19 protein-coding genes and 3 tRNA genes are annotated in these 22225 nt (G+C 72.3%); 7 read left to right on the top strand and 15 right to left on the bottom strand.

The annotated features are described in order from the left end of the window. Nucleotides 1–6 precede the first annotated feature (6 nt). The 4 genes from F1721_RS26670 to F1721_RS26655 all read right to left on the bottom strand — a co-directional run bounded on the left by F1721_RS26670 (nt 7) and on the right by F1721_RS26655 (nt 4888). Nucleotides 7–2622, bottom strand: coding sequence for a CHAT domain-containing protein (locus F1721_RS26670; RefSeq protein ID WP_150069531.1), 2616 nt, complete (start codon nt 2620–2622; stop codon nt 7–9). Further along, a complete protein-coding gene (locus F1721_RS26665; protein ID WP_150069530.1) occupies nt 2619–3095 on the bottom strand; it encodes a hypothetical protein in 477 nt (158 codons plus the stop codon). Before F1721_RS26665 ends, F1721_RS26670 begins: the two co-directional genes overlap by 4 nt. Beyond that, on the bottom strand, nt 3092–3676 hold the full coding sequence (locus tag F1721_RS26660) for an RNA polymerase sigma factor (RefSeq protein ID WP_150069529.1): 585 nt from the start codon (nt 3674–3676) through the stop codon (nt 3092–3094). The genes F1721_RS26665 and F1721_RS26660 overlap by 4 nt, the downstream gene beginning before the upstream one ends. A gap of 84 nt (nt 3677–3760) precedes the next feature. Next, nucleotides 3761–4888: a S8 family peptidase gene (locus F1721_RS26655; protein WP_246155318.1), complete on the bottom strand. Its 1128-nt coding sequence runs from the start codon at nt 4886–4888 to the stop codon at nt 3761–3763. Nucleotides 4889–5154: 266 nt separating this feature from the next. Between F1721_RS26655 and F1721_RS26650 the strand changes: the two genes are divergently transcribed. Continuing rightward, entirely contained in the window at nt 5155–5862 is a 708-nt protein-coding gene (locus F1721_RS26650) for a chromosomal replication initiator protein DnaA (RefSeq protein ID WP_150069528.1), read from the top strand. A gap of 297 nt (nt 5863–6159) precedes the next feature. On the opposite strand, the gene yczR is transcribed toward F1721_RS26650, so the two are convergent. Then, nucleotides 6160–7602 carry a MocR-like transcription factor YczR gene (gene yczR / locus F1721_RS26645; RefSeq protein WP_150069527.1) on the bottom strand — a complete coding sequence of 481 codons (1443 nt, stop codon included), beginning with the start codon at nt 7600–7602 and terminating at the stop codon, nt 6160–6162. Nucleotides 7603–7663: 61 nt separating this feature from the next. Between yczR and yczE the strand changes: the two genes are divergently transcribed. Then, on the top strand, nt 7664–8311 hold the full coding sequence (gene yczE, locus F1721_RS34570) for a membrane protein YczE (RefSeq protein ID WP_211840638.1): 648 nt from the start codon (nt 7664–7666) through the stop codon (nt 8309–8311). A gap of 157 nt (nt 8312–8468) precedes the next feature. Here the strand turns inward: yczE and F1721_RS26635 are convergent, their stop codons facing one another. Further along, nucleotides 8469–10112 (bottom strand): ABC-F family ATP-binding cassette domain-containing protein, encoded by a 1644-nt coding sequence (locus F1721_RS26635; protein ID WP_150069526.1) that lies wholly within the window; start codon nt 10110–10112, stop codon nt 8469–8471. 94 nt (nt 10113–10206) lie between these two features. Continuing rightward, nucleotides 10207–11184 (bottom strand): alpha/beta fold hydrolase, encoded by a 978-nt coding sequence (locus tag F1721_RS26630; RefSeq protein WP_211840637.1) that lies wholly within the window; start codon nt 11182–11184, stop codon nt 10207–10209. 53 nt (nt 11185–11237) lie between these two features. Here F1721_RS26630 and F1721_RS26625 point away from each other — a divergent pair, with 53 nt between their 5' ends. Then, nucleotides 11238–11828, top strand: a complete 591-nt coding sequence (locus F1721_RS26625) for a TetR/AcrR family transcriptional regulator (RefSeq protein WP_150069525.1) — start codon at nt 11238–11240, stop codon at nt 11826–11828. A 58-nt stretch (nt 11829–11886) separates the two neighbouring features. On the opposite strand, the gene F1721_RS26620 is transcribed toward F1721_RS26625, so the two are convergent. The 5 genes from F1721_RS26620 to F1721_RS26600 all read right to left on the bottom strand — a co-directional run bounded on the left by F1721_RS26620 (nt 11887) and on the right by F1721_RS26600 (nt 13468). Next, nucleotides 11887–11963 (bottom strand) — tRNA-Phe (locus tag F1721_RS26620). Nucleotides 11964–11992: 29 nt separating this feature from the next. After that, a tRNA-Asp gene (locus F1721_RS26615) sits at nt 11993–12069 on the bottom strand. A 28-nt stretch (nt 12070–12097) separates the two neighbouring features. After that, a tRNA-Glu gene (locus tag F1721_RS26610) sits at nt 12098–12170 on the bottom strand. A gap of 319 nt (nt 12171–12489) precedes the next feature. Continuing rightward, nucleotides 12490–13086 carry a TetR/AcrR family transcriptional regulator gene (locus F1721_RS26605; RefSeq protein ID WP_150069524.1) on the bottom strand — a complete coding sequence of 199 codons (597 nt, stop codon included), beginning with the start codon at nt 13084–13086 and terminating at the stop codon, nt 12490–12492. A 142-nt stretch (nt 13087–13228) separates the two neighbouring features. Continuing rightward, complete coding sequence (locus F1721_RS26600) at nt 13229–13468, bottom strand: hypothetical protein (protein ID WP_150069523.1); 240 nt, start codon at nt 13466–13468, stop codon at nt 13229–13231. 219 nt (nt 13469–13687) lie between these two features. Between F1721_RS26600 and F1721_RS26595 the strand changes: the two genes are divergently transcribed. Both F1721_RS26595 and F1721_RS26590 read left to right on the top strand, forming a co-directional pair. Further along, a complete protein-coding gene (locus F1721_RS26595) occupies nt 13688–13909 on the top strand; it encodes a heavy-metal-associated domain-containing protein (protein ID WP_150069522.1) in 222 nt (73 codons plus the stop codon). Nucleotides 13910–14217: 308 nt separating this feature from the next. Continuing rightward, entirely contained in the window at nt 14218–14697 is a 480-nt protein-coding gene (locus F1721_RS26590; RefSeq protein ID WP_150069521.1) for a hypothetical protein, read from the top strand. A 79-nt stretch (nt 14698–14776) separates the two neighbouring features. Here F1721_RS26590 and F1721_RS26585 read toward each other — a convergent pair whose 3' ends face one another. The 3 genes from F1721_RS26585 to F1721_RS26575 all read right to left on the bottom strand — a co-directional run bounded on the left by F1721_RS26585 (nt 14777) and on the right by F1721_RS26575 (nt 19729). Then, complete coding sequence (locus F1721_RS26585) at nt 14777–15934, bottom strand: acyl-CoA dehydrogenase family protein (RefSeq protein ID WP_150069520.1); 1158 nt, start codon at nt 15932–15934, stop codon at nt 14777–14779. Continuing rightward, nucleotides 15934–18009 carry an acetyl-CoA carboxylase biotin carboxylase subunit gene (locus F1721_RS26580; RefSeq protein ID WP_150069519.1) on the bottom strand — a complete coding sequence of 692 codons (2076 nt, stop codon included), beginning with the start codon at nt 18007–18009 and terminating at the stop codon, nt 15934–15936. The genes F1721_RS26585 and F1721_RS26580 overlap by 1 nt, the downstream gene beginning before the upstream one ends. 106 nt (nt 18010–18115) lie before the next feature. Then, nucleotides 18116–19729, bottom strand: coding sequence for a carboxyl transferase domain-containing protein (locus F1721_RS26575; protein ID WP_150069518.1), 1614 nt, complete (start codon nt 19727–19729; stop codon nt 18116–18118). Between the two features lie 87 nt (nt 19730–19816). On the opposite strand from F1721_RS26575, the gene F1721_RS26570 reads away from it, so the two are divergent. Both F1721_RS26570 and ctaD read left to right on the top strand, forming a co-directional pair. Further along, on the top strand, nt 19817–20392 hold the full coding sequence (locus F1721_RS26570; protein ID WP_150069517.1) for an SACE_7040 family transcriptional regulator: 576 nt from the start codon (nt 19817–19819) through the stop codon (nt 20390–20392). A gap of 132 nt (nt 20393–20524) precedes the next feature. Then, nucleotides 20525–22225: an aa3-type cytochrome oxidase subunit I gene (gene ctaD, locus F1721_RS26565; RefSeq protein ID WP_150069516.1), complete on the top strand. Its 1701-nt coding sequence runs from the start codon at nt 20525–20527 to the stop codon at nt 22223–22225.

The following is a 22225-nucleotide window of genomic DNA, read 5'->3' as shown; positions in this document are numbered from 1 at the left end:
AAGCTGTCATCGATCACCTCCGTAGCCGAGGCAGACGAAGCCGGATTCGCCGTGTTGGGCTTGGGCGGTTGCCAGGGCTCTGGCCGGGGTTGCTCCTTCGCGGAGGGATTCGTGGAGGGACTTCATCACCTTGACGGTGCGCTCGTCGGGGACCGGGACGACGCTGGCGATCACCGTTGCCGTGCCTCGGCCGAGCAGGGTTGTCGCCAGGCCGCTGAGCTGGTCCCCTCGGCTGACCGCGGACCTGCCCACGTCGCACGCCGACAGGACCACCGTGGTCGGGCCGCGGTGCAGGCCGTCCAGGTCGTAGGCGTAGAGCGGGCCGTCCGCGAGGTCCAGGCAGGACAGCAGCGGCTGGTCGTCCCGGAACCTGCCGTGCGCGGCGATGTGCACCACCGCCGCACCATCCACAGTGGATAGCACCTGTTCGGTGGTCGCGTCCGCTCCGGTCAGCAACCGGCCGCCCGCCGCGTCGTGCAGCGCCCGCGCTTCGCTTTCGGCGTGGTCCAAGCCCGGTCCGGCGATCCACACCGCCGAACCCGCAGGGTCGACGGCGCGGGCGTCCAGCGCAGCGCGCAGCCAGCACCGCACCGACGGTGCCACGGTCACGCTCCGACCGCGGCACGCGGGCAGGGCCGCCCAGGGCAGCACGTGCAGCCGTCCGGTCGGGACGACCACCAGCGGGCGTCCGCTTTCGAGCGCCGGTAGCACCGGTTCAAGGAGTTGGGCCTGCAGCTCCTCCGCCGCTTGCCGGGCACCGTGCTCGAACATCGGCGCAGCACGCGGCGCCGTGCCGGTCGCCTGCCTGGCGAGCAGGTGCCGGAGGCGTGCCGCTTGGGTGTGCGCGCTGGCCTCGGGGCCGAGCACGTGCAACCGAACGCCTCCATCCACAATGGACACCGCGAACAACCGGCCGCGGTGGGCGCAGAGGCTCAGCAGCGCGGAATCACCGAGTTCGGCGACCACCTCGTTCAGCCCGCACGGCGTCGGCAGTCCGCTGGTCCGCCCTTCCACCAGCATCGCCCGGTGCCGGACCTGCTCCTCCAGCCCGGCGACGGCTCGCAGCGCCTGTTTCGGATCCTGCGCGCGCTGGGTCTCCTGCACGGCCGAGCGCAGCCGCACCAGAGCCGAGTTCAGCTGGGAATCCACGGGCGGCCGGAGAGCTCGGCGGTGCAGGGCGCTGGCCCGCGAGCGCTCCGTCCAGCGCAGCACCAGCTCCGGATCTCCGGTGCGCAGCGCGGTGCCGACCGCGAGATCGCCGAGTTCGCTGGCCAGGCCCGCGGTGTGCGCACGCAGCTCGAAGGCCACCATGTCCGAGATCTGGCCGTCCACAGCGCGCAACCCACCCCGGCACGCCTCGAACAACCGCTCCAGGTCGTCGTCCTGCTCGGCCAGCAGCGCTTCGGCCAGCCATCCCAGCGCGCGGTGCTGCGGAGGTGCCACCATCGCGTCCTTCAACGGTGCGCACTGGGCGAGCAGCTTCCGGGATGCCGTGCGCATGCCCGCCCGCGCCGCGCACCGCCCCGCCGTGAGCCGGAGTTCCGCGGCCAAGCCGGTCCAGCCGAACTCCGCGCACGCCGCGGCCGCTCGTCGCGCCGCGGACAGGGCGTACCGCGAGCACTGGCCGGAGCGCAGCTTCGCCTGCCACGCCACGGCGGTCGCCAGCGCTGCCCAGGCCGGACGCCGCTGCGCGCGGAACAGCCGACGTGCGCTGTTCGCCGCCTGCACCGCCGCAGGCAGGTCGTCGACGCGCAGCGCGCACCCGGCCAGCGCCAGCCGGGTGTCGGCGAGCCGACCGGCCCGGCCGCAGGCCGCCAACCGGTCCGCGGCCTGCTCCATCACCGCTCGCGCATCGGTGGCCAGCCCGGCGGCGGCCAACGCCTCCGCCCGGTCGACCAGCGCTTCCGGGCTCGACCGCACGTCCAAGCCCGCTGCGACCGCCTCCTCGAACAGCCGCAGCGCCCGCGGCAGGTCACCGGCGCGGAACGCGACGCAGCCCCGGTTGTGCCGACACCCCGCGGCCCGCGCGGCCTGCCCGTCCGCCGCGAAGACCTGCTCCGCCGCGGACAGGTCCGACTCGGCGGCCGCCAACCGGTTCGCGTACAGGTTGGCCAGGCCGCGCCCCATCAGCGCGTTGGCCGTCCAGCGCCGGTCGTCGCCCCGCAGGCTGCGCAGCGCTCGGGTGAGCTCGGCCCGTGCCTCGCGGTGCCGATCAGCCCGGCAGTGCAGCAACCCGCGCAGGCACGACGCCCTCCCCTGCTCCGCAGCGGGCAACCGCGGTTCCGCGGAGCGCAGGTTCGCCCAGCTGGCATCGACGTCACCGCGCTCCAGCTCGATCCACGCCAGCGTGAGCTGCAGCTGGGCGGCCAACTGCCACCGCTGCGCGCGCCGCGCCGCAGCGAGCCCGAGCCGGGCGTGGCGGCGCGCTTGCCACACCCGCCCCCGCTCGACGGCCGCCAGCGCGGCGATGTGCCGGGCCAGCGCGCGGAGTTCGCCGTCCGGCTCGGACAGCAGCTCCGCGGCCTCGCGCATCGCGGCTTCCGGCGCCGAGCTGGCGTTGTCCCGCCACCACAGCGCGGACCCGATCCGATCCGGCGGTGCCACCGCCGTCCCGGCGCTCAACAGACCAGCCAATCCGCGACGGCGGGCGCCGACCGCAGCGGCCGGAACACCACGCTCAGCGGACCGCGCGGGACGTCCGGTGCCCGGAACGCGCCGTGCTCGTCCAGCGCGCTCGCGCACTCACCGGACCGGTGGCGCAGCACCACGTCCCCGCTCGGCGGCGTTCCGCCCGCGCGGTTCAGCACCATGCCGGACACCTGGTAGCGGTCCTCCGCGACCGGTGCCAGGTCCAGCTCCAGCACCCGGCCGGGCATCGCGAAGGTGAGCACCCGCGGCTCCGGCGGGCCGAGGGAGCGCACCTTGGCCAGCGACTCCGCCGAGTCCCCGATCAGCCGCAGCGACACCGGGTCCCGGTAGTCCGCCCGACGCGACATCGCCGCGTACGCGCCCGCGAGCGCGCGCTCGGGAACGGGATCGCAGGACTGGAACAGGTCCCGCAGCCGACGCAGCTCGCTCGGCATCCCCGGGTTCATCCCGCCACCTCCTCGGGAACGTCGGCGGCGAGCATGCGCCGCCGGAGCTCCGCCAGGCACCGGCTCTTCTTCGGCCCGATCGTGCCGCGCGGCCACCCCAGGGCCTCGCTGACCTGCGCATAGCTCGCCTCCGGCGCGACCGCCAGCACGCGTAGCAGCTGCTGGCAGCGCTGCGGCAGCTCGGCGAACGACTTCGCCAGCCGCGAGTTCGTCCACTCCCGCAGCACCCGGTGCTCCGGGCCCTCCGCGGACTCGGCACCGCTGAGCACCTCGGAATCCAGCCCCACCGGCGATTCCCGCTGCCGCGCGCGGTGCAGCCGCAGCGATTCCCGGCGCGCGGTGGTCACCAGCCACGCGGACAGCGAATCCGGATCGCGCAGCCGATCCAGGTTCTCCGCGAGCAGCAACCACGTCGCCTGGCAGATGTCCTCGGCGTCGGCGCTGTTCGCGGAGAACGCCCGCGACACGCCCCAGACCACCGCCGCGTTGCGGTCCACCAGCTCCCGCCACGCCTGCTGATCCCCGGCCGCCGCCCGGCGCAACAGCACCGCCGCGGCGCCGGTCTCCCCGACCTCGTGCACGACCTGCTCCTCCCCGCATCTCGATCTTCGTGCCCCCGGGTAAATAGAGGAGCGAGCAGGCCGCACAGATTCACTTCACGTCGATTACCGCTCGAACGGGTAGCGATCGCGGACGAGATCGAGTGAGTCTGCGCGAGTCCGGCCCTCGTGCAGCGCGGTGGCGACGGCGGCGGCCACCCGCGGTGCGGCGAAGGACGTGCCGCTCCAGCTCGCGAAGCCGAATTTCCGCCCGCCGCCCCCGGTCATGCGGACGAAGCTGCTGGTCACGGCCACGCCGGGCGCGGCGGTGTCCACCCAGGGGCCGAAGTTCGAGAACTCCGCCACCGCCCCGTCCGACCCGGTGGCGCCGACCGCCACCACCGACGGCAGCGCCGCGGGCCAGAACGGCCTGCTCCGCCCCTGGTTCCCGGCCGCCGCGACGACCACCGAGCCCGACCAGCGCGCCAGCTCCGCGCCGAGGATCGGCGGGCACTCGTCATCGGCGGTGTGGCACCCGGCGGTCAGCACGACGACGTCGACCTGCTCGCCGCGCGCGGCAGCGGCCTGCCGCAGCGAGCGCAGCCCGGCGACCACGGTGTAGTCGTCGGTGAAGCCGAGCGAGGAGAGCACCCGCTGCGTCCGGAGCACCGCTCCCGGCGCGTGCTGCAGCAGCACCCCGCTGACGAACGTGCCGTGCCCGGCCTGGCGGTCCTGACCTGCGTCGTCGTCGGCGTCGAGCACCTCCGGCACCGGCTCGAACCAGGGCCGGTCGCGGAACCACGGGTGCGGATCGCAGCCGGTGTCCAGCACCCCGACCACCACCGGCGGTTCCCACTGCGCGGCGGGCGGCTCCGGGACCGGCGGCGCCTCCCGGGCCTCCGCGCCCGTGCCGTACATGACGGGCGTCCCGTACATGACCGGGCAGCCGAAGTGCACGTGATTGGCCGCGAGACCAGCGGTTTCGCGCGCCATGTCGACGCAGCGGTCGCGCTCCGCGCCCCGCAACCGGACCCGGGCCAGCAGCAGGTCGTCGTCGTGCTGCACGTCGTCGACCCACCTCCGGAACCGGTCCAGCACCGGGTCCAGCACCTCCGCCGACGCGATCAGCTCACCGCGCCGCACCAGGCATTCGGCGCTGCCTCCCGGGTCGTGCAGCAGCAGGTCGTGCCCGTAGTACGCCCACAGCTCGCGGAGTTCAGCGATTCCGAGCCGAGTTCCAGTTTCCTGATCCACAGCGGACACCATGCCCACGACCGGTTCCGTCCACAGCGGACACGCCGCCCGCGGGTGCCGGACTCACCCGACCGACGGGGGCCGGGGATCTTCCCTAGTCGCCCGATTGCGTGGAGAATGCTGGACCGACCGCTGTTCCCCTCGCGGTCGGTGGCGCGAAACCGCCGCTCGAAGTGGTTGAATGCCATCAACGGCGTCGATCATGGCGCAACCAACGCTGATGCCGCGCTCGGCCGCGCGGACCCGACCGACAGGCGGTGGTGATCGTGACCGGAAGCTGCGCGCAGCGCGCTCCCCGATCGCGGCTCGCCCTGCTCGTCGCACGGGTTTCGCTGTTCAGCGCCTTCTGCTTCGGCGGTTGGCTCGGCGGCAGCGCGGTCGCCGAGGCCGTCGAGCTGCCGGACGTCGAACCGCCGGAGATCGAGGTCGCCGCGGCCGAACCGGACATCGCACGACCGCTCCTGGACGACCTGCGCCCCGAGCTGGACGAGGTGCAGCGGTCGGAGCCCCAGCTGCCCGACGCCGTGGAGATCGACCCGCCAGCCCCGGTCGACGAGCAGGAACCGCCTGCCGCGACCGACGAGCCGGCCCCCGCCCCGGTGGCCGCACCGACCGTGCCGCCACCGGCGCAGCAGCGCGCCGCCGCACCACCCCGCGTCGAGCAGGCCGCGCCGCTGCCCCCGGAGCCGGTCTCCGTTCCGCGCGACCACCCCCGCAGCGCGGCGGAACCGCGCGCGCCCAACACCACCGAATCAGCCGACGAAACCCCGCGGGACGGCGGCGATCACGACACCGACGTGCCGCAGCAGCCCGCTTCCGGGTCCGGCAGCGGGGTCAACGACCTGCGCGGTGCGCTGGTCGTCCTGCCCACCGGACCGAGCCTGACCGACCCGTCGGCGGTCGGCTCGACCCGCGCGGAGAACCGCCCGGTCACAGGCCTGTCGTCCGCCGAACCGTCAGCATCTCCCGACTGACGCTGCACCGAACCGCTCCGGCGGTGACTCTGGTTATCGCACGCGCACCCAGCTCCGAGTCGGCCGTCTGCGCCCGGCCGGGTCGGATCGGGGCACCACCAGCCTCCCGGCGACGTCGCTGACCTGCCGAACCGTGAAGGCGTGGGCCCCAAGCCCCGGTGCCGCAAATGCCCCTGCGGCACCGGGGCGACACCTGCCGCCCGAACCGCCCACCGGCACGACGAGGGGCCGTGCCGACGGGTGGTCGGCGGTGTGCGGGCGGCCGTCCCGGCGGATCCGGGACGGCCGCTTCGCAGGTCAGGCGATGGGGGCGGTCAGGAGCGCCGGGCCGCCCCCGGGGACGGCGGCGGCCGCTGCGGCGAGGCGACGGATGGCCTCCACCAGCTGGTCCCCGGGCAGCGTGTACGGCAGGCGGATCCAGTTCTCCAGCGAGCCGTGCACCGAGAACCGCGCTCCCGGGGCGACCCGCACGCCGTGCTGCTCGGCGGCCACCGCCAGTCGGCTGCTCACCGGCGCGCCGATGTCGCACCACAGCGCCAGCCCGCCGTCCGGGAGCCGGAAGCGCCAGTCCGGCAGGTGCTCGCGCAGCGCGTCCACCAGGCATTGCCGCCGTTCGACCGCTTCGGCGCACCGGCGCGCGAGGACCTCGTCGGCGTCGACCAGCAGCTCCGCCAGGACGAGCTGCTCGAACACCGGGCTGCCGAGGTCCAGCGCGGCCCGCCCGACGATCATGCGCTGCACGAAGTCCTCGGACGCGCGGATCCAGCCCAGCCGCAGGCCGCCCCAGAAGGACTTGCTGGCCGAGCCGACGGTGATCACCCGGTCGGTCAGCGCGGCCATCGGCGGCGGGGGCTGCTCGCCGGTCAGGTCGATGTCCACCAGGGTTTCGTCCACGACCGCGTTCGTGCAGGTCCGCGCCAGCGCGCGGGCGAGCCGGTCGCGGCCTTCCGCGTCCAGCCGGATGCCGGTCGGGTTGTGGAAGTCCGGGATCAGGTAGGCCAGCCGCGGCGAGGTCTGGCGCAGGTTCGCGGTCAGCAGCTCCAGGTCCCAGCCGTGCTCGACCATCGGCACCGCCACCGGCATCGCGTTGAGCCCGCGCACCGCCTCCAGGGCGTTCGGGTAGGTCGGGTGCTCGACGAGCACGCGCTCCCCCGGGGCGACCAGCATCCGCAGCACCAGCGCGAACGCGTGCTGGGCGCCGTTGGTGACCAGGATCTGCTCCGGGGTCGTCGGCAGGCCGCGCCGGGTGAACCGCTCGGCCAGCCGCTCGCGCAGGATCGGCAGGCCGTGCGGCTGGTAGCCGTGGCCGGGCAGCTGCTCGGCCAGGCGCAGCCGCGCCCGGTCCACCGCCGCGCACAGCTCCGGCGGCGCGCTGGGCGTGGCCTGCGCGAGGTTGAGCACCCCGGCGTCCTCGGGCGGGAACCAGCCGCCGTGGGCTTCGTTGCCCCGCTCCGAATCAGGCAGCTTGATCCACGACCCCGCGCCGCGCCGACTGGCCGCGAAACCCTCCTCGCGCAGCCGGTCCAACGTCCGGGCCACCAGCGTCCGGCTGACGCCGAGGCTCTCCGCGAGCTCGCGCTCAGCGGGCAGCCTGGTGCCGGGCGGCAGCCGCCCGTCCAGCACGAGATGCCGGATCGCACCGGCCAGCAGCTGCGACGACGGCCGGTCCGAGCCGTGCCAGGAACCCAGCAGCTCGACGAGTTTGCGGCCGTGGATCTGGGCGGACTTCGTGAACACCATGCGGCCAATATAGCTGCATTGGCTATCGCATCCAGATCCAATTTCAGCTTATAAAGAGCACATGGCCCTAAAATCGGTCCAGGTGGACCTATCTCCGCTCCCGCTCCGGACCCGTCCGGCCTTCCGTCTCGCGCAACTGCTCAGCGGTCTGGTCGCCTACGGGGTCAGCATGGGCCTGATGGTCCGCGCGCAGCTGGGCCTGGACCCGTGGGACGTCCTGCACCAGGGCCTGGCGGAACGGCTGGGCTGGAGCTTCGGCTCGATCACCGCGCTGACCGGCGCGCTCGTCATGCTGGCCTGGCTCCCGCTGCGGCAGCGGCCGGGCATCGGCACGGTGGCCAACGTCGTCGTCATCGCGCTCGCGGTGGACCTCACCCTCGCGCTGATCCCGCCGCTCAGCGCGCTCCCGGCGCAGATCGCCCTGATGGTCACCGCGGTCGTGCTGAACGGGCTCGCCACCGCCGTGTACGTCGGCGCGCGGCTGGGTCCGGGCCCGCGGGACGGCCTGATGACCGGCCTGCACGCCCGCACCGGGTGGTCGGTTCGAGTGGTCCGCACCACCATCGAGGTCTGTGTGCTCGCCGTCGGCTGGCTGCTCGGCGGCACCGTCGGCGTCGGAACAGTGCTGTACGCAGCAGCGATAGGTCCGCTGACCCAGCTGTTCCTGAAGTTCGCCGCGGTTCGCGAGAAAAAAGATCTCTGCCCCTAGAGACATCTCGGATACCACGCAGTAGCATGGACGCCGTCCACCTGACCCCCAGGGGTGGACCTTGACGCCCCCGCACTCCCGGTAACCCCCAGGCCGGTTGAGCGCGGGGGCGTCCCTACTTCAGCCGCACCCTAGCGCCGGGGTCTGACGAAACGGCTCACGCGGAGATCTCGGACAGCTTGCCGTCGGCCATCTCCAGGCGGCGGGTGGTGCGGACCGCGTCGAGCATCCGGCGGTCGTGGGTCACCAGCAGCAGCGTGCCCGGGTAGGAGTCGAGGGCGGATTCCAGCTGCTCGATGGCGGGCAGGTCGAGGTGGTTGGTCGGCTCGTCCAGCACCAGCAGGTTGACGCCCCGCCCCTGCAGCAGGGCGAGCGCGGCGCGCGTGCGCTCACCGGGCGAGAGCGTGGTGGCCGGGCGCAGCACGTGGTCGGCCTTGAGCCCGTACTTGGCGAGCAGCGTTCGGACGTCGGCAGGGGCGGTGTCCGGCACCGCCGCGCAGAACGCGTCGAGCAGGGACTCCGAACCGTGGAACAGGGCTCTGGCCTGGTCGATCTCGCCGATGACGACTCCGGAACCGAGCGCGGCGGCTCCCGCGTCGAGCTCGATGCGCCCCAGGAGCGCGCCGAGCAGCGTCGACTTGCCGGAGCCGTTGGCGCCGGTGATCGCGACGCGGTCCGCCCAGTCGATCTGCAGGGTGACCGGCCCGAAGGTGAAGTCGCCGCGCCGCACCTCCGCCTCGCGCAGGGAGGCGACGACCGCGCCGGACCGGGGCGCCGCCGCGATCTCCATGCGCAGCTCCCACTCCTTGCGCGGCTCCGCCACGACCTCCAGCCGCTCGATGAGCCGTTCGGTCTGGCGCGCCTTGGCGGCTTGCTTCTCGGACGCCTCGGAACGGGTCTTGCGGGTGATCTTGTCGCTGTCGGTGGCCTTGCGGCGGGCGTTGCGGACGCCCTTGTCCATCCACGCGCGCTGCATCCGGGCGCGCGCCTCCAGCGCGGACTTCTTGTCCGCGTACTCCTCGTACGCCTCCCGCGCGTGCCGCCGCGCGACCTCGCGCTCCTCCAGGTAGGCGTCGTACCCGCCGCCGTAGAGGTTGATCTGCTGCTGGGCGAGGTCGAGTTCGAGGACCTTGTTGACGGTGCGGGCCAGGAACTCCCGGTCGTGGCTGACGACGACGGTCCCGGCGCGCAGCCCGCGCACGAACCCCTCCAGGAGTTCGAGACCTTCGAGGTCCAGGTCGTTCGTGGGCTCGTCCAGCAGGAACACGTCGTAGCGGGACAGCAGCAGCGAGGCCAGCCCGGCGCGGGCGGCCTGGCCGCCGGACAGCGAGGTCATGGGCTGGTCGAGCTCGACGGACAGGCCGAGCTGGTCGGCGACGCCCTCGGCGCGTTCCTCCAGGTCAGCGCCGCCCAGGCTCAACCAGCGCTCCAGGCACTCGGCGTAGGCGTCGTCCGCACCTGCCGCCCCTCCGGCGAGCGCCTCCATAGCGTCGTCCATCGCGCGCTGAGCTGCGGCGACGCCCGTGCGGCGGGCGAGGAACCGGCTCACCGTCTCGCCCGGACGGCGGTCCGGCTCCTGCGGCAGGTAGCCGACGGTCGCGGTGGCCGGGGACAGCCGCACCTCGCCGTGCTCCGGTGCGTCGAGCGCGGCGAGCAGCCGCAGCAGCGTCGACTTGCCAGCACCGTTCGCGCCGACGAGCCCGATCACATCGCCTGGTGCGACGACGAGGTCCAGCCCGGAGAACAGGGAGCGGTCGCCGTGCCCGGCGGCGAGGTTAACGGCAACGAGAGTCGCAGACATCAGAACGCCGAGATTAGCAACACCCGGCGCAGCGCCTCCCGCGAAGCCATTGCCGGTGAAGATGCGGAAGATCTCGTTCAGGAGCGCACGGCCGTCAGCGCGACGCGGCCAGGAACTCCGCGATGTCGGCCGCGATCCGGTCCGGGTGCTCGCCGTTGATGGCGTGGGACGCGTCGGGGTAGACGCGCACCGACGCCGCGGGCAGGGCTCGTTCGGCCGTCGCCACGGCCGTTCCGGGGTCGTGCATGACGGATCGACCGGCGATGATCGCCAGCACCGGCAGGTCCAGTCCGGCGAGCTCCTCCTCGGCGATCCGGGTGGGCTGGGGCAGGCGCAGCTGGTAGTGCTGCATCCCGGCCTCGATCATCTGCGCGACCGGCACGTCCTCGACCGGGGAGCCGCCCGCCGTGTAGGAGTTGAAGCCGTCGCGCCACGATTTCGGCAACCACGAGAACGCCGCCGGGAGGGACCGCACGACGGTGCCCAGCGGCATGTCGTCGAAGACGAAGACCGGGTCGACCAGGGTGAGGCTGGCGACGAGCTCGGGCTGCCGCAGGGCCAGGTTGGTCGCGTTCCACCCGCCGATGGAGAGACCGACCAGGTGGAACCGGTCCTCGGGGAGCCCGGCGAGCGCCTGGTGCAGCCAGGCGGCCTGGTCCGCGCCGTCGGCGATCGGGCGCTCCTGGACGCTCCGCCCCGGCTCGCCGAGCAGATCGACGGTGTAGACGTCGCCGACCTCCAGCAGCGACGGGAGGTTGTCCGCCCATACCGGGCTCGCCGAGGCGCGGCCCGGGAGGAGCACCAGCGGCGCCGAGGCCTGCCCCGTGCCCGCGAAGCGGTAGAAGCGGACGACGCCGTAGTCGGTGCGCACATCGACCGCGTCCGCATTTGGGGGCAGGTCGCGGAACGCCTGGTCGTAGGCCGCCATGAAGCGGTCTCGTCCCTCCGCGCCGTCCCAGTGCCCGACCGGCGAGGGCGTGCGAACGGCGAAGGCGGCGACCACCGCGAGCGCGGCGACGCCCCCCAGGGCGATGAGCCATCGGCGCCGACGCGGACGTTTCGACTCGTTCACGACGTCTCCTAACCGATCGGTAAGTCTTCTAACCGATCGGTAGAATAGGCGCCATGTCAAGGCACGAGCGAGCGGAGTCGGAGCTGACGCTCACCGAGCGGGCCCGGCGTCGGCAGTTGATCGAAGCGACGGTCGAGCTGGTCGCCGACCGCGGTTACGCGGGCACGTCCCTGTCCCGGATCGCCGAGCGCGCCGGCATCACGAAGGCGGCCGTGCTCTACCACTTCCCGTCGAAGGACGCCGTGGTCCGCGCCGCGCACGAGCACGTCCTGACCGCGTTGACGACGCAGGTCGGCGCAGCGGTGGAAGCGGCGGACCCGGCGCAGGGCCCGGCCGCCTACATCCGGTCGATGATCGGCCACCTGCGCGAGCACCCCCGGCACACCCGGATGATCACCGAAGCGATGACCAGCGAGGCCGCCGAGCGCCAGCCCGCCGAGCGGTGGCAGCCCCTCGCGCAGATCCTCGAAGCGGCCGCGCGCGCGACGGGGGAGCGAACCCCGCTGGACGTGCGCACGCTCGCGATCATCATCGGCGGCGGGATCGACGCGATCGTCGCCGAGCAGCTCACCGACCCGAGCTACGACACGGCGGCGGCCGCCGAAGAGCTCGTCGACCTCGTGCGGGCCAAGCTGTCCCCGTGACCCCGGAACGGAAAAAGCCCCCACCGGATCCGGTGGGGGCTTGATCGAAGCTCTCGGTTGGTGGCCAGGGGCGGGGTCGAACCGCCGACCTTCCGCTTTTCAGGCGGACGCTCGTACCAACTGAGCTACCTGGCCGATAGCGTCCGGTTCTGCACCGTTCGCCTTGGCGACCCAGACGGGACTTGAACCCGCGACCTCCGCCGTGACAGGGCGGCGCGCTAACCAACTGCGCCACTGGGCCATGCTTCTTGCTCTCTTCAGTTGTTCCGTACCCCCAACGGGATTCGAACCCGCGCTACCGCCTTGAAAGGGCGGCGTCCTAGGCCGCTAGACGATGGGGGCTTGGCCGATTCGGGAACCGACCCGGCCTTGCCTCCAACCGGCTTTCCCTTTTCAGGTCCGCTCCGTTGGCGTTGAGTAAAGCTTACGACATGCCTCCAGCGGCCCTGAAACAGGGGGGTCACTTAAGCCGTGCGGTCCCCTCGCGAGCCCCGCCCGGAGCCCGCGGCCGACGGCAAGCTTACCGTCTTGACCTGCCGATTTCGACCTATCGGGGCATCCGATCTCAGGGCTCCGCGAAGCCGCCGCAGCGCCCGCCGAGCGACCTCCCCGGGCGGAAAATCCGGCAAAACGGCCGAGATCCGAAATTGTGATCCGCGCCTCAGGTTCTGCCGAGGATTTCCGGTCTCCCCAGCGCGCCCTCGCGGGCGACCCCGGCGAGCACCACGCGCCAGATCTCGACGAAGCGCTCCGACAGGCCGGAGAAGTCCGCACCGATCTTGTGCGCGCCCACCAAGCCCGCGTGGACCACGCGGGCCACCGCGGCCGGATCCGCATCGGGCTCCAGCTGCCCCGCCTCCGCCGACTCGTGCAGCAGGCGGTCGATGAGCCCGTCCCAACCGTCGCCGACCGCCCCGGGTCGACGGCAGGAGAGCAGCAGCCCGGCGCGGAGGACGACGTCCCGCTCCACCCGGCGGGCCGCCTCGACGGTCAGGCCGACCGCCGTCGACAGCGGGTCCAGGCCGCGCTCGAGCCATTCCCGCCGCAGTGCGGAGAGTCCGGCGGCGTAGTCCTCGACCAGCGCTTCTGCCACCGCCTCCTTGGAGGAGAAGTGGAAGTAGAACGCGCCCTTGGTGGTCCTGCTGCGCCGCAGGATCGCGTTCAGCGCGGCGGCCTCGTAACCGACCAGGTCGAACTCCGTCGCCGCCGCGATCAGGATGGCGCGGCGGGTGAGCTGCGCCCGGCGCTGCTGTGGCATGGCTCGGCTCCGGCGGGCAGTCGTTCGTCGATTTCGCTCTTCCGAGCGATGAGACCCACGAACGGTTGATCAACACTGCCACCGGAAGTTACTCCGGTTCGGGGCGTCGCGCCCGCCGGGCGACGCCTCCCCGCGACCCCGGTCAGCGGGTCACCGGCGGCTGCCCGTCCTCGTCGGGAGCCAATCCCAACATGTCCAGCAGGAGTCTGCAATCCTCGGCGCTCTCCGCGCTGCGGGCGACCGCCATCCTCGCCTTGTGCACCTGCTCCGGCGAGATCCGCGAGGGCTCACCGGCCCGCGGGGCGGGTACCGCGGCCGACTGCCGCGAGGGCCCGTCCTCCTGCTGCCACAAGAACTTCCGCACATCCAGCGACCCGTACATGACGCCTCCCCGGCCTCGGGTTCCCGGCGCAGGCTATCCACAGGTTGTCCACACCCGCAGCCCCCCAGAGAGTGATTTGACTTCGACGCTGAGTAATCACCCGCCCGAGCACGATCCACTTCGGATGGCCGGGCCGCGAACTCGATCATCCACACTGGACCACCGGTGGGCCGCCCCGGGCATCGGGCGTTCGGGGCGGAAGATCAGGAAGGAACGCACATGAGCAGTCGCACGTTCACCGTCGGCGGCATGACCTGCGGCCACTGCGCCCGGTCGGTCACCGAGGAGCTCTCCGAGCTCCCGGGCGTCACCGACGTGCAGGTCGCGGTGGACAGCGGGCAGGTGTCGGTGACCAGCGAGCAGGAGCTCAGCCGCGACGCGGTCGCCGCGGCGATCACCGAGGCCGGTTACACCATCGCCGAGTGGCCGAGCGCGAACTGAGCCCCGCAGGGCCCTCAGCAGGCGGGTAACACGCCGAACCGTTGCGCGAGACCGCCGACCGGGCCTGCCCGAGGAGCGCCGGACGCACGAATCATGCGTCGAAAGCTCCCCAAAGCGCCTCGTCGCGTGCCACAATCGGGTCGCTGACACACCCCCGGTCAGCACTTGTGGAGATCCCCTCCGGCCCCCGCGTTCGTCCCCCTGACGCGGGGGCCCTCCGCATTTCACGGCCCGAAACGCGCCCAGCACGGGCGGTGACAGGCCTCACAGCGATTCGCGCACCGCAACCTGACCGTTATCGTGGGCGCGTGGCTCTAGGACGAACCAAGACCAGCCGTCGGCAGAAGGCGGCCGAACCGGCCGAACCCGATCACGAGTTCGAGTCGTACCTGGCTGCGCTGGCCCCGGAGGAAGACGTCGAGTCCACCGGGTCCGGCCGCCGCTTCGGCGCGGCGCAGGTCCACCAGCTCCGGCTGCCCCTGATGGCCAACGAGCGGCTCAAGGAGCTCGCGGCCAAGCAGGGCACCTCACCGGCGTCGCTCGCCCGCGACTGGGTGATGCAGCACCTCGCCATGGAGGACGAGCAGGCACCGGCCGCCCCGGTGCCGCCCGCAGCCGCGCAGCCGTCGCCGGTGCCGCCCGCCGCCCAGCAGGCGGCGCCGATGTGGCCCGACCAGGACACCCAGCAGGACTTCCGGCCGGTGGCCGAACCGGTGCAGCCCGACGCGTACGGCGACGTCGAGCAGACCGAGGAGATCACCGTGCCGCAGAACCGCTTCCGGCACTGATCCCGGAGCGCGATTTCGCGAGAAACCGGCAGTACGTCGATTTCTCGCGAAATCGACGACCTCCGGGAGCCGGTGGGGATCAGGCCGGCAGGCCGAGCTCCCGGGCGATCAGCATCCGCTGGACCTCGCTGGTGCCCTCGCCGATCTCCAGGATCTTGGCGTCCCGGTAGAACCGGCCCACCGGCGTCTCGTTCATGAACCCGTAACCGCCGAAGATCTGGGTCGCGTCGCGGGCGTTGTCCATCGCCGCGTTCGACGAGGCCAGCTTCGCGATCGCGGCCTGCTTCTTGTACGGCTCGCCGCGCAGCATCCGCGACGCCGCGTCGTAGTAGGCCAGGCGCGCGGTGTGCGCGCGCAGCTCCATGTCGGCGAGCTTGAACTGCATCGCCTGGTACTCGCCGATCTTGCGGCCGAACGCCTCGCGCTCCTCGAGGTAGCGCACGCACTCGTCCACGCAGCCCTGGGCCAGGCCGACGCCGACCGCCGCGATCGCCACCCGGCCCTCGGTGAGGGTGGCGAGGAACTGCGCGTAGCCGCGGCCCCGCTCGCCGAGCAGGTTCTCCGCGGGCACCCGGCAGTCGTCGAAGGACAGCGCGTGGGTGTCCGAGGCGTTCCAGCCGACCTTCGAGTACTTCTTGGCGACGGTGAGCCCGGGGGTGCCCGAGGGCACGATGATCGTGGAGATCTCCTTGCCGCCGTTCGGCTTCTCGCCGGTCACCGCGGTGACCGTGACCAGGCCGGTGAGGTCGGTGCCGGAGTTGGTGATGAACGCCTTCGAGCCGTTGATCACCCACTCCCCGCCGTCGAGGACCGCCGTGGTGCGGGTGGCCCCGGCGTCGGAGCCGCCGCCCGGTTCGGTCAGGCCGAAGGCGCCGAGGATCTCGCCGCGGGCCAGCTTCGGCAGCCAGGTGCTGCGCTGCTCGTCGTTGCCGAAGCGGTAGATCGGCATGACGCCCAGCGACACGCCCGCTTCCAGCGTGATGGCCACCGAGGAGTCGACGCGGGCCAGCTCCTCCAGGGCCAGGCAGAGCGCGAAGTAGTCGCCGCCCATGCCGCCGTGCTCCTCCGGGATCGGCAGGCCGAACAGGCCCATCTCGCCCATCGTGCGCACCAGCGGGTACGGGAACTCCTCGCGCTCGTAGTAGTCGCCGATGACCGGGGCGACTTCCTTGCGGGCGAAGGTCCGCACGCTTTCGCGCAGGGCTTCGTGCTCTTCGCTGAGCCGGTGGTCGACCATCACTGGGCCTCCTTCGTTGTCCCGGTCGCGTCCGACGGGGTGGTGAGGACAGCCAGCGGCTGGTCGAGCCCGACCGACTGCCCCTTTCTGGCGTGGACCTCGGCGACGACGCCGTCGATCGGGGCGGTGACGGTGTGCTCCATCTTCATCGCCTCGACCACGAACAGCCGCTGTCCGCTGCTCACGTGCTGACCTGCGGAGACGTCGGCGACCAGCACCGTGCCCGGCATCGGGCTGGTCACCACGCCGTCGGAGCGGCCGCCGGCGGCGCCGCGGTCGGCGAGGAGCCGGTGCTCGGCGAGCGCCCAGGTGCGGCCGTCGGCGGCCAGCCAGGTGGTGCCGTCCACGTGCGCGAACCGGTAGCGGCGGGTCCGGCCCCGGTAGGTGACGGTCAGCTCGTCGCCGCGCACCTCGGCCGCGGCCCGGTGGGGCGCAGTTTCAATTGAAACTGTGCTCTCCCCGTGCCCGGCGGGCGCAGTTTCAACTGAAACTGCGGCGTCGTGGGCGCGGCCGCGGAGGCGGACCTCGACCTCGCCGCCGTCGGCCGCGAAGCGCCAGGTGCTCCACGCCGGTTCGCCGAGCCGCCAGCCGTCGGGGACGTCCCACGGGTCGACGACCGCTCCGGTGGGTTCCGCCGCGAGCAGGCGCTCCAGGGCCGCGGCGACGTAGATCTCGTCGGGCGTGCTCTCGGTGATCAGCGCGTCGAGGTCGCGCTCGACCAGGCCGGTGTCGAGTTCGCCCGCCTGCACCTGCTCGTGCTGCAGCAGCGCGCGCAGGAACGCGACGTTGGTCTGCAGGCCGAGGACCGCGGTGTCGGCGAGCGCCTTGTCCAGGCGGCGCAGCGCATCGGCGCGGTTCGGGCCCCAGGCGATGACCTTGGCCAGCATCGGGTCGTAGTCCGAGCCCACCCGGGCCCCCGGGCGGACGCCGGAGTCCACCCGCACCCCGGGGCCGGACGGCTCGTGGACGGCGAGCACGTCGCCGCCGGTCGGCAGGAAGTTGCGGGTCGGGTCCTCGGCGTAGACGCGGGCCTCCACCGCGTGCCCGTCGAGCGCGAGGTCCTGCTGGGTCCAGGGCAGCGGTTCGCCCGCCGCGACCCGGACCTGCTGCTCGACCAGGTCGATGCCGCGCTGCCCGGCGGCGGTGGCGACCAGCTCGGTGACCGGGTGCTCGACCTGCAGGCGGGTGTTCATCTCCATGAAGAAGAACTCGTCCGGCCGGTCCGCGGAGACGATGAACTCCACGGTGCCCGCGCCGACGTAGCCCACCGAGCGGGCGGCGTTCACCGCGGCCTCCCCGATGCGGGCGCGGGTGGCGGCGTCCAGCAGCGGCGACGGAGCCTCCTCGATGATCTTCTGGTGGCGCCGCTGCAGGCTGCACTCGCGCTCCCCGAGGTGCACGACGTTGCCGTGCTTGTCGGCCAGCACCTGGACCTCGATGTGCCGGGGGCGGGACACGAAGCGCTCCACGAACAGCGTGTCGTCGCCGAAGGCGGAGCGCGCCTCCCGCCGCGCCGAGGCGATCTGGTCGTCCAGGGCGGACTCGTCGTGCACCAGGCGCATGCCCTTGCCGCCGCCACCGGCGGAGGGCTTGAGCAGCACCGGGAACCCGATCTCCAGCGCCGCCCGGTGCAGGTCGGCGTCGGTCATGTCCGGCTCGCTGCGGCCGGGCACCACCGGGACGTCGGCGGCCGAGACCGTCTGCTTGGCGCGGATCTTGTCGCCCATCGACTCGATCGCGGCCGGGGGCGGGCCGATGAACTCGACGCCCGCCGCGGCGCACTCCTCGGCGAAGGCCGCGTTCTCGGCCAGGAAGCCGTAGCCGGGGTGGATCGCCTGAGCGCCGGTGCTGCGGGCGGCGTCCAGGATCCGCTTGCTGTTGAGGTAGCTCTCGGCGGCCGCGCTCGGTCCGATGTGGACCGCCGTGTCGGCTTCGCGGACGTGCCGGGCGTCGCGGTCGGCGTCGCTGTACACCGCCACCGAGCGGATGCCCAGCTCGCGCAGCGTCCGGATCACCCGGACCGCGATCTCGCCCCGGTTCGCCACCAGCACCGCGTCGAAGTGCTGCATCGTCATCCCTTCGCCTCGCACCGGAGAACGTTTGGCCTGGTCATCGCCCGTGAGCGCTTCGGGGTGCCATAGCGCCCCAAAACGCTCGCGGGACCTGGACAGCGCATGCCGATCACATCCGGAAGACGCCGTAGGAGATGTCCTCCAGCGGGGCGTTCGCCGATGCCGAGATCGCCAGGCCGAGGACCGTGCGGGTCTGCTTCGGGTCGATGACCCCGTCGTCCCAGAGGCGGGCCGTCGCGTAGTACGGGTGGCCCTGGTGCTCGTACTGGTCGCGGATCGGCTGCTTGAACGCCTCCTCGTCCTCGACCGACCAGTGCTCGCCGCGGGCGTCGAGCTGGTCGCGGCGGACCGTGGCCAGCACCGAGGCCGCCTGCTCGCCGCCCATCACCGAGATCCGCGCGTTCGGCCACATCCACAGGAAGCGCGGCGAGTACGCCCGGCCGCACATCGAGTAGTTGCCCGCGCCGAAGGAGCCGCCGATGACCACGGTGAACTTGGGGACCCGGGCGCAGGCCACCGCGGTGACCATCTTCGCGCCGTGCTTGGCGATGCCGCCCGCCTCGTACTCCTTGCCGACCATGAAGCCGGAGATGTTCTGCAGGAACACCAGCGGGATGGAGCGCTTGTCGCACAGCTCGATGAAGTGCGCGCCCTTGAGCGCCGACTCGCTGAACAGGATGCCGTTGTTGGCGACGATCCCCACCGGGTGCCCGTGGATGCGGGCGAAGCCGGTGACCAGCGTCTGGCCGTAGTCCTGCTTGAACTCGGCGAACCGGCTGCCGTCGACGATCCGCGCGATGACCTCGCGCACGTCGTAGGGGGTGCGGCTGTCGGTCGGGACCACGCCGTAGAGCTCGTCCGGGTCGACCGCCGGTGCTTCGACCGGCGCGACGTCCCACGGCCGGGGCGCGCGGGGGCCGAGGGTGCTGACGATGGAGCGGACGATGCGCAGCGCGTCGGCGTCGTCGGCGGCCAGGTGGTCGGTGACGCCGGAGGTGCGGGAGTGCAGCTCGCCGCCGCCCAGCTCCTCGGCGGTCACCTCGGCGCCGGTCGCGGCCTTCACCAGCGGCGGTCCGCCGAGGAAGATGGTGCCCTGCTCGCGGACGATCACCGCCTCGTCGCTCATCGCCGGGACGTAGGCGCCGCCCGCGGTGCACGAGCCGAGCACGGCCGCGATCTGCGGGATGCCGCGGGCGGACATGGTCGCCTGGTTGTAGAAGATCCGGCCGAAGTGCTCGCGGTCCGGGAACACCTCGTCCTGCCTGGGCAGGAACGCGCCGCCGGAGTCGACCAGGTAGAGGCAGGGCAGGTTGTTGTGCAGCGCGACTTCCTGCGCGCGCAGGTGCTTCTTGACCGTGACCGGGTAGTAGGTGCCGCCCTTGACCGTGGCGTCGTTGGCCACCACCACGCACTCGCGGCCGGACACCCGGCCGACGCCGGTGATGATGCCCGCCGACGGGGCTTCGTCGTCGTAGAGGCCGTGCGCGGCCAGCGGCGAGAGCTCCAGGAACGGCGAACCGCGGTCGAGCAGCGCGTCGACCCGGTCGCGGGGCAGCAGCTTGCCGCGCTCGACGTGGCGGATGCGGGCCTTCTCCGGCCCGCCGAGCCTGGTGCGGGCGAGCTGGGCGTTGAGGTCGTCGACGAGCTTCGCGTGCTGCTCGGTGTTGCGGGCGAACTCCGCCGAGTCCGGATCCGCGGTCGTGCGCAGGGCGGGCGCATCCATGCGGGGCACACCTTCCACCGGAGTTAGTCATCGTTAACGTGGCCGATGTTAACGACGACTAACGCGTTTCGTCTAGCATCGACTTCGATGCCCACCGATGCAGCCAAGCCCTCCCGCCGCGAGCAGATCCTGGCCGCGGCGGCGGAGAAGTTCGCCCGCGCCGGCTTCCACGGAGTCGGCATCGACGACATCGGCAGCGCCGTGGGCATCTCCGGGCCCGCGCTGTACCGGCACTTCCGCAGCAAGGACGCGATGCTGGCCGAGCTGCTGACCGGCATCAGCGACCGGCTGCTGCGCGGCGGGCAGGACCGCGTCGGCGAGGCGGCCGACCCGCACGACGCGCTGGACCGCCTGGTGCGCTGGCACGTCGAGTTCGCCCTGGGCAACCCGGCGCTGATCACCGTGCACATGCGCGACCTGGACAGCCTCGCCGAGACCGACCGGCACAAGGTCCGCGAGCTGCAGCGCAGCTACGTGGAGGTCTGGGTGGACGTGCTCTGCCAGGCCCGGCCGGAGCTGCCGCGCCCGACGGCCCGCGCGGCGGCCCACGCGGTGTTCGGCCTGATCAACTCGACGCCCTACAGCGCGCACCTGGACGTCGAGGCGATGTCCCGGCTCCTGCACTCGATGGCCCTCGGCGCCCTCGACCGCGCCACCAGCTGAGGAACCCCACCGCCGCCGAACGCGCGTTCGCGGGGCTTGACGGCGCGCGGCCGGGGGTTGCTGGCGGGCGGAGGTGGGTAGGGAGAGGGACACGGCCAGCTAGGCGCAGATCCGCGCGCTCTGGAGGCGGAGATGGCCACGACCCGGATCCGACCCGGACCGGTCCCCACGCGGGCCCGGACCACGCGGCGGCCGCGCAAGGGCGAGCACCTGGTGCCCTGGTTGCGGACCACCGACCCCAAGCAGATCGGGATCATGTACCTGCTCGCCTCGTTCTTCTTCTTCATCGTCGGCGGGGCGATGGCGCTGCTGATGCGCGGCGAGCTGGCCGTGCCGGGGCTGCAGTTCCTGTCCCAGGAGCAGTACAACCAGCTGTTCACCATGCACGGCACGGTGATGCTGCTGCTGTTCGCCACCCCGGTCATCTTCGGCTTCGCCAACGTGGTGCTGCCGCTGCAGATCGGGGCGCCGGACGTGGCGTTCCCGCGGCTGAACGCGCTGTCGTTCTGGCTGTTCCTGTTCGGCGGGCTGATCGTGCTCAGCGGGTTCCTGCTGCCCAACGGCGCCGCCGACTTCGGCTGGACCGCCTACGCGCCGCTGTCGCGGTCGGTGTTCAGCGTCGGTCCCGGCGGGGACGTGTGGGCGGCCGGGCTGATCATCAGCGGGCTGGGCACCATCCTCGGCGCGGTCAACATGATCACCACGCTGGTGTGCCTGCGCTGCCCCGGCATGACCATGTGGCGGCTGCCGATCTTCTGCTGGAACATCCTGGCCACCAGCCTGCTGGTGCTGATGGCGTTCCCGATCCTGGCCGCGGCGCTGTTCGGGCTGCTGGTCGACCGGCACCTCGGCGGGCACGCGTTCGACCCGGCCAACGGCGGCGCGATCCTCTACCAGCACCTGTTCTGGTTCTTCGGCCACCCGGAGGTCTACATCGTGGCGCTGCCGTTCTTCGGCATCGTCACCGAGATCCTGCCGGTGTTCAGCCGGAAGCCGCTGTTCGGCTACACCGGGCTGGTGTTCGCCACGCTGCTGATCATGGGGCTGTCGATGCTGGTGTGGGCGCACCACATGTTCGCCACCGGCGCGGTGCTGCTGCCGTTCTTCTCCTTCGCCACCTTCCTGATCGCGGTGCCCACCGGCATCAAGTTCTTCAACTGGATCGGCACCATGTGGCGCGGGCGGCTGACGTTCGAGACGCCGATGCTGTTCTCCACCGGGTTCCTGGTGACGTTCCTGCTGGGCGGGCTGACCGGGGTGATCCTGGCGTCGCCGCCGCTGGACTTCCACATCACCGACACCTACTTCGTGGTGGCGCACTTCCACTACGTGCTGTTCGGCACCATCGTGTTCGCGGTGTTCGCCGGGATCTACTTCTGGTTCCCGAAGATGACCGGCCGGATGATGGACGAGACGCTGGGCAAGCTGCACTTCTGGCTGACCTTCGTCGGGTTCCACCTGACGTTCCTGGTGCAGCACTGGCTGGGCGCCGAGGGGATGCCGCGCCGGTACGCCGACTACCTGGTCTCCGACGGGTTCACCGCGCTGAACGTGGTGTCCACCATCGGCGCGTTCGTGCTGGGCGGGTCGATGCTGCCGTTCCTCTACAACGTGCTGAAGAGCTACCGGTTCGGCGTGGTGGCCGGGGTGGACGACCCGTGGGGGCACGGGAACTCGCTGGAGTGGGCGACCTCCTGCCCGCCGCCGCGGCACAACTTCACCTCGCTGCCGCGGATCCGGTCGAACCGCCCGGCGTTCGAGCTGCACTACCCGCACATGGTCGAGCGGATGGAGGTCGAGGCGCACGCCGACCTGCGGCGCGGGCGGCGGTGA

The organism is Saccharopolyspora hirsuta, from assembly GCF_008630535.1.
In the GTDB taxonomy this organism is placed as follows: domain Bacteria; phylum Actinomycetota; class Actinomycetes; order Mycobacteriales; family Pseudonocardiaceae; genus Saccharopolyspora; species Saccharopolyspora hirsuta.
This window is presented reverse-complemented; position numbering and strand designations above follow the sequence as displayed.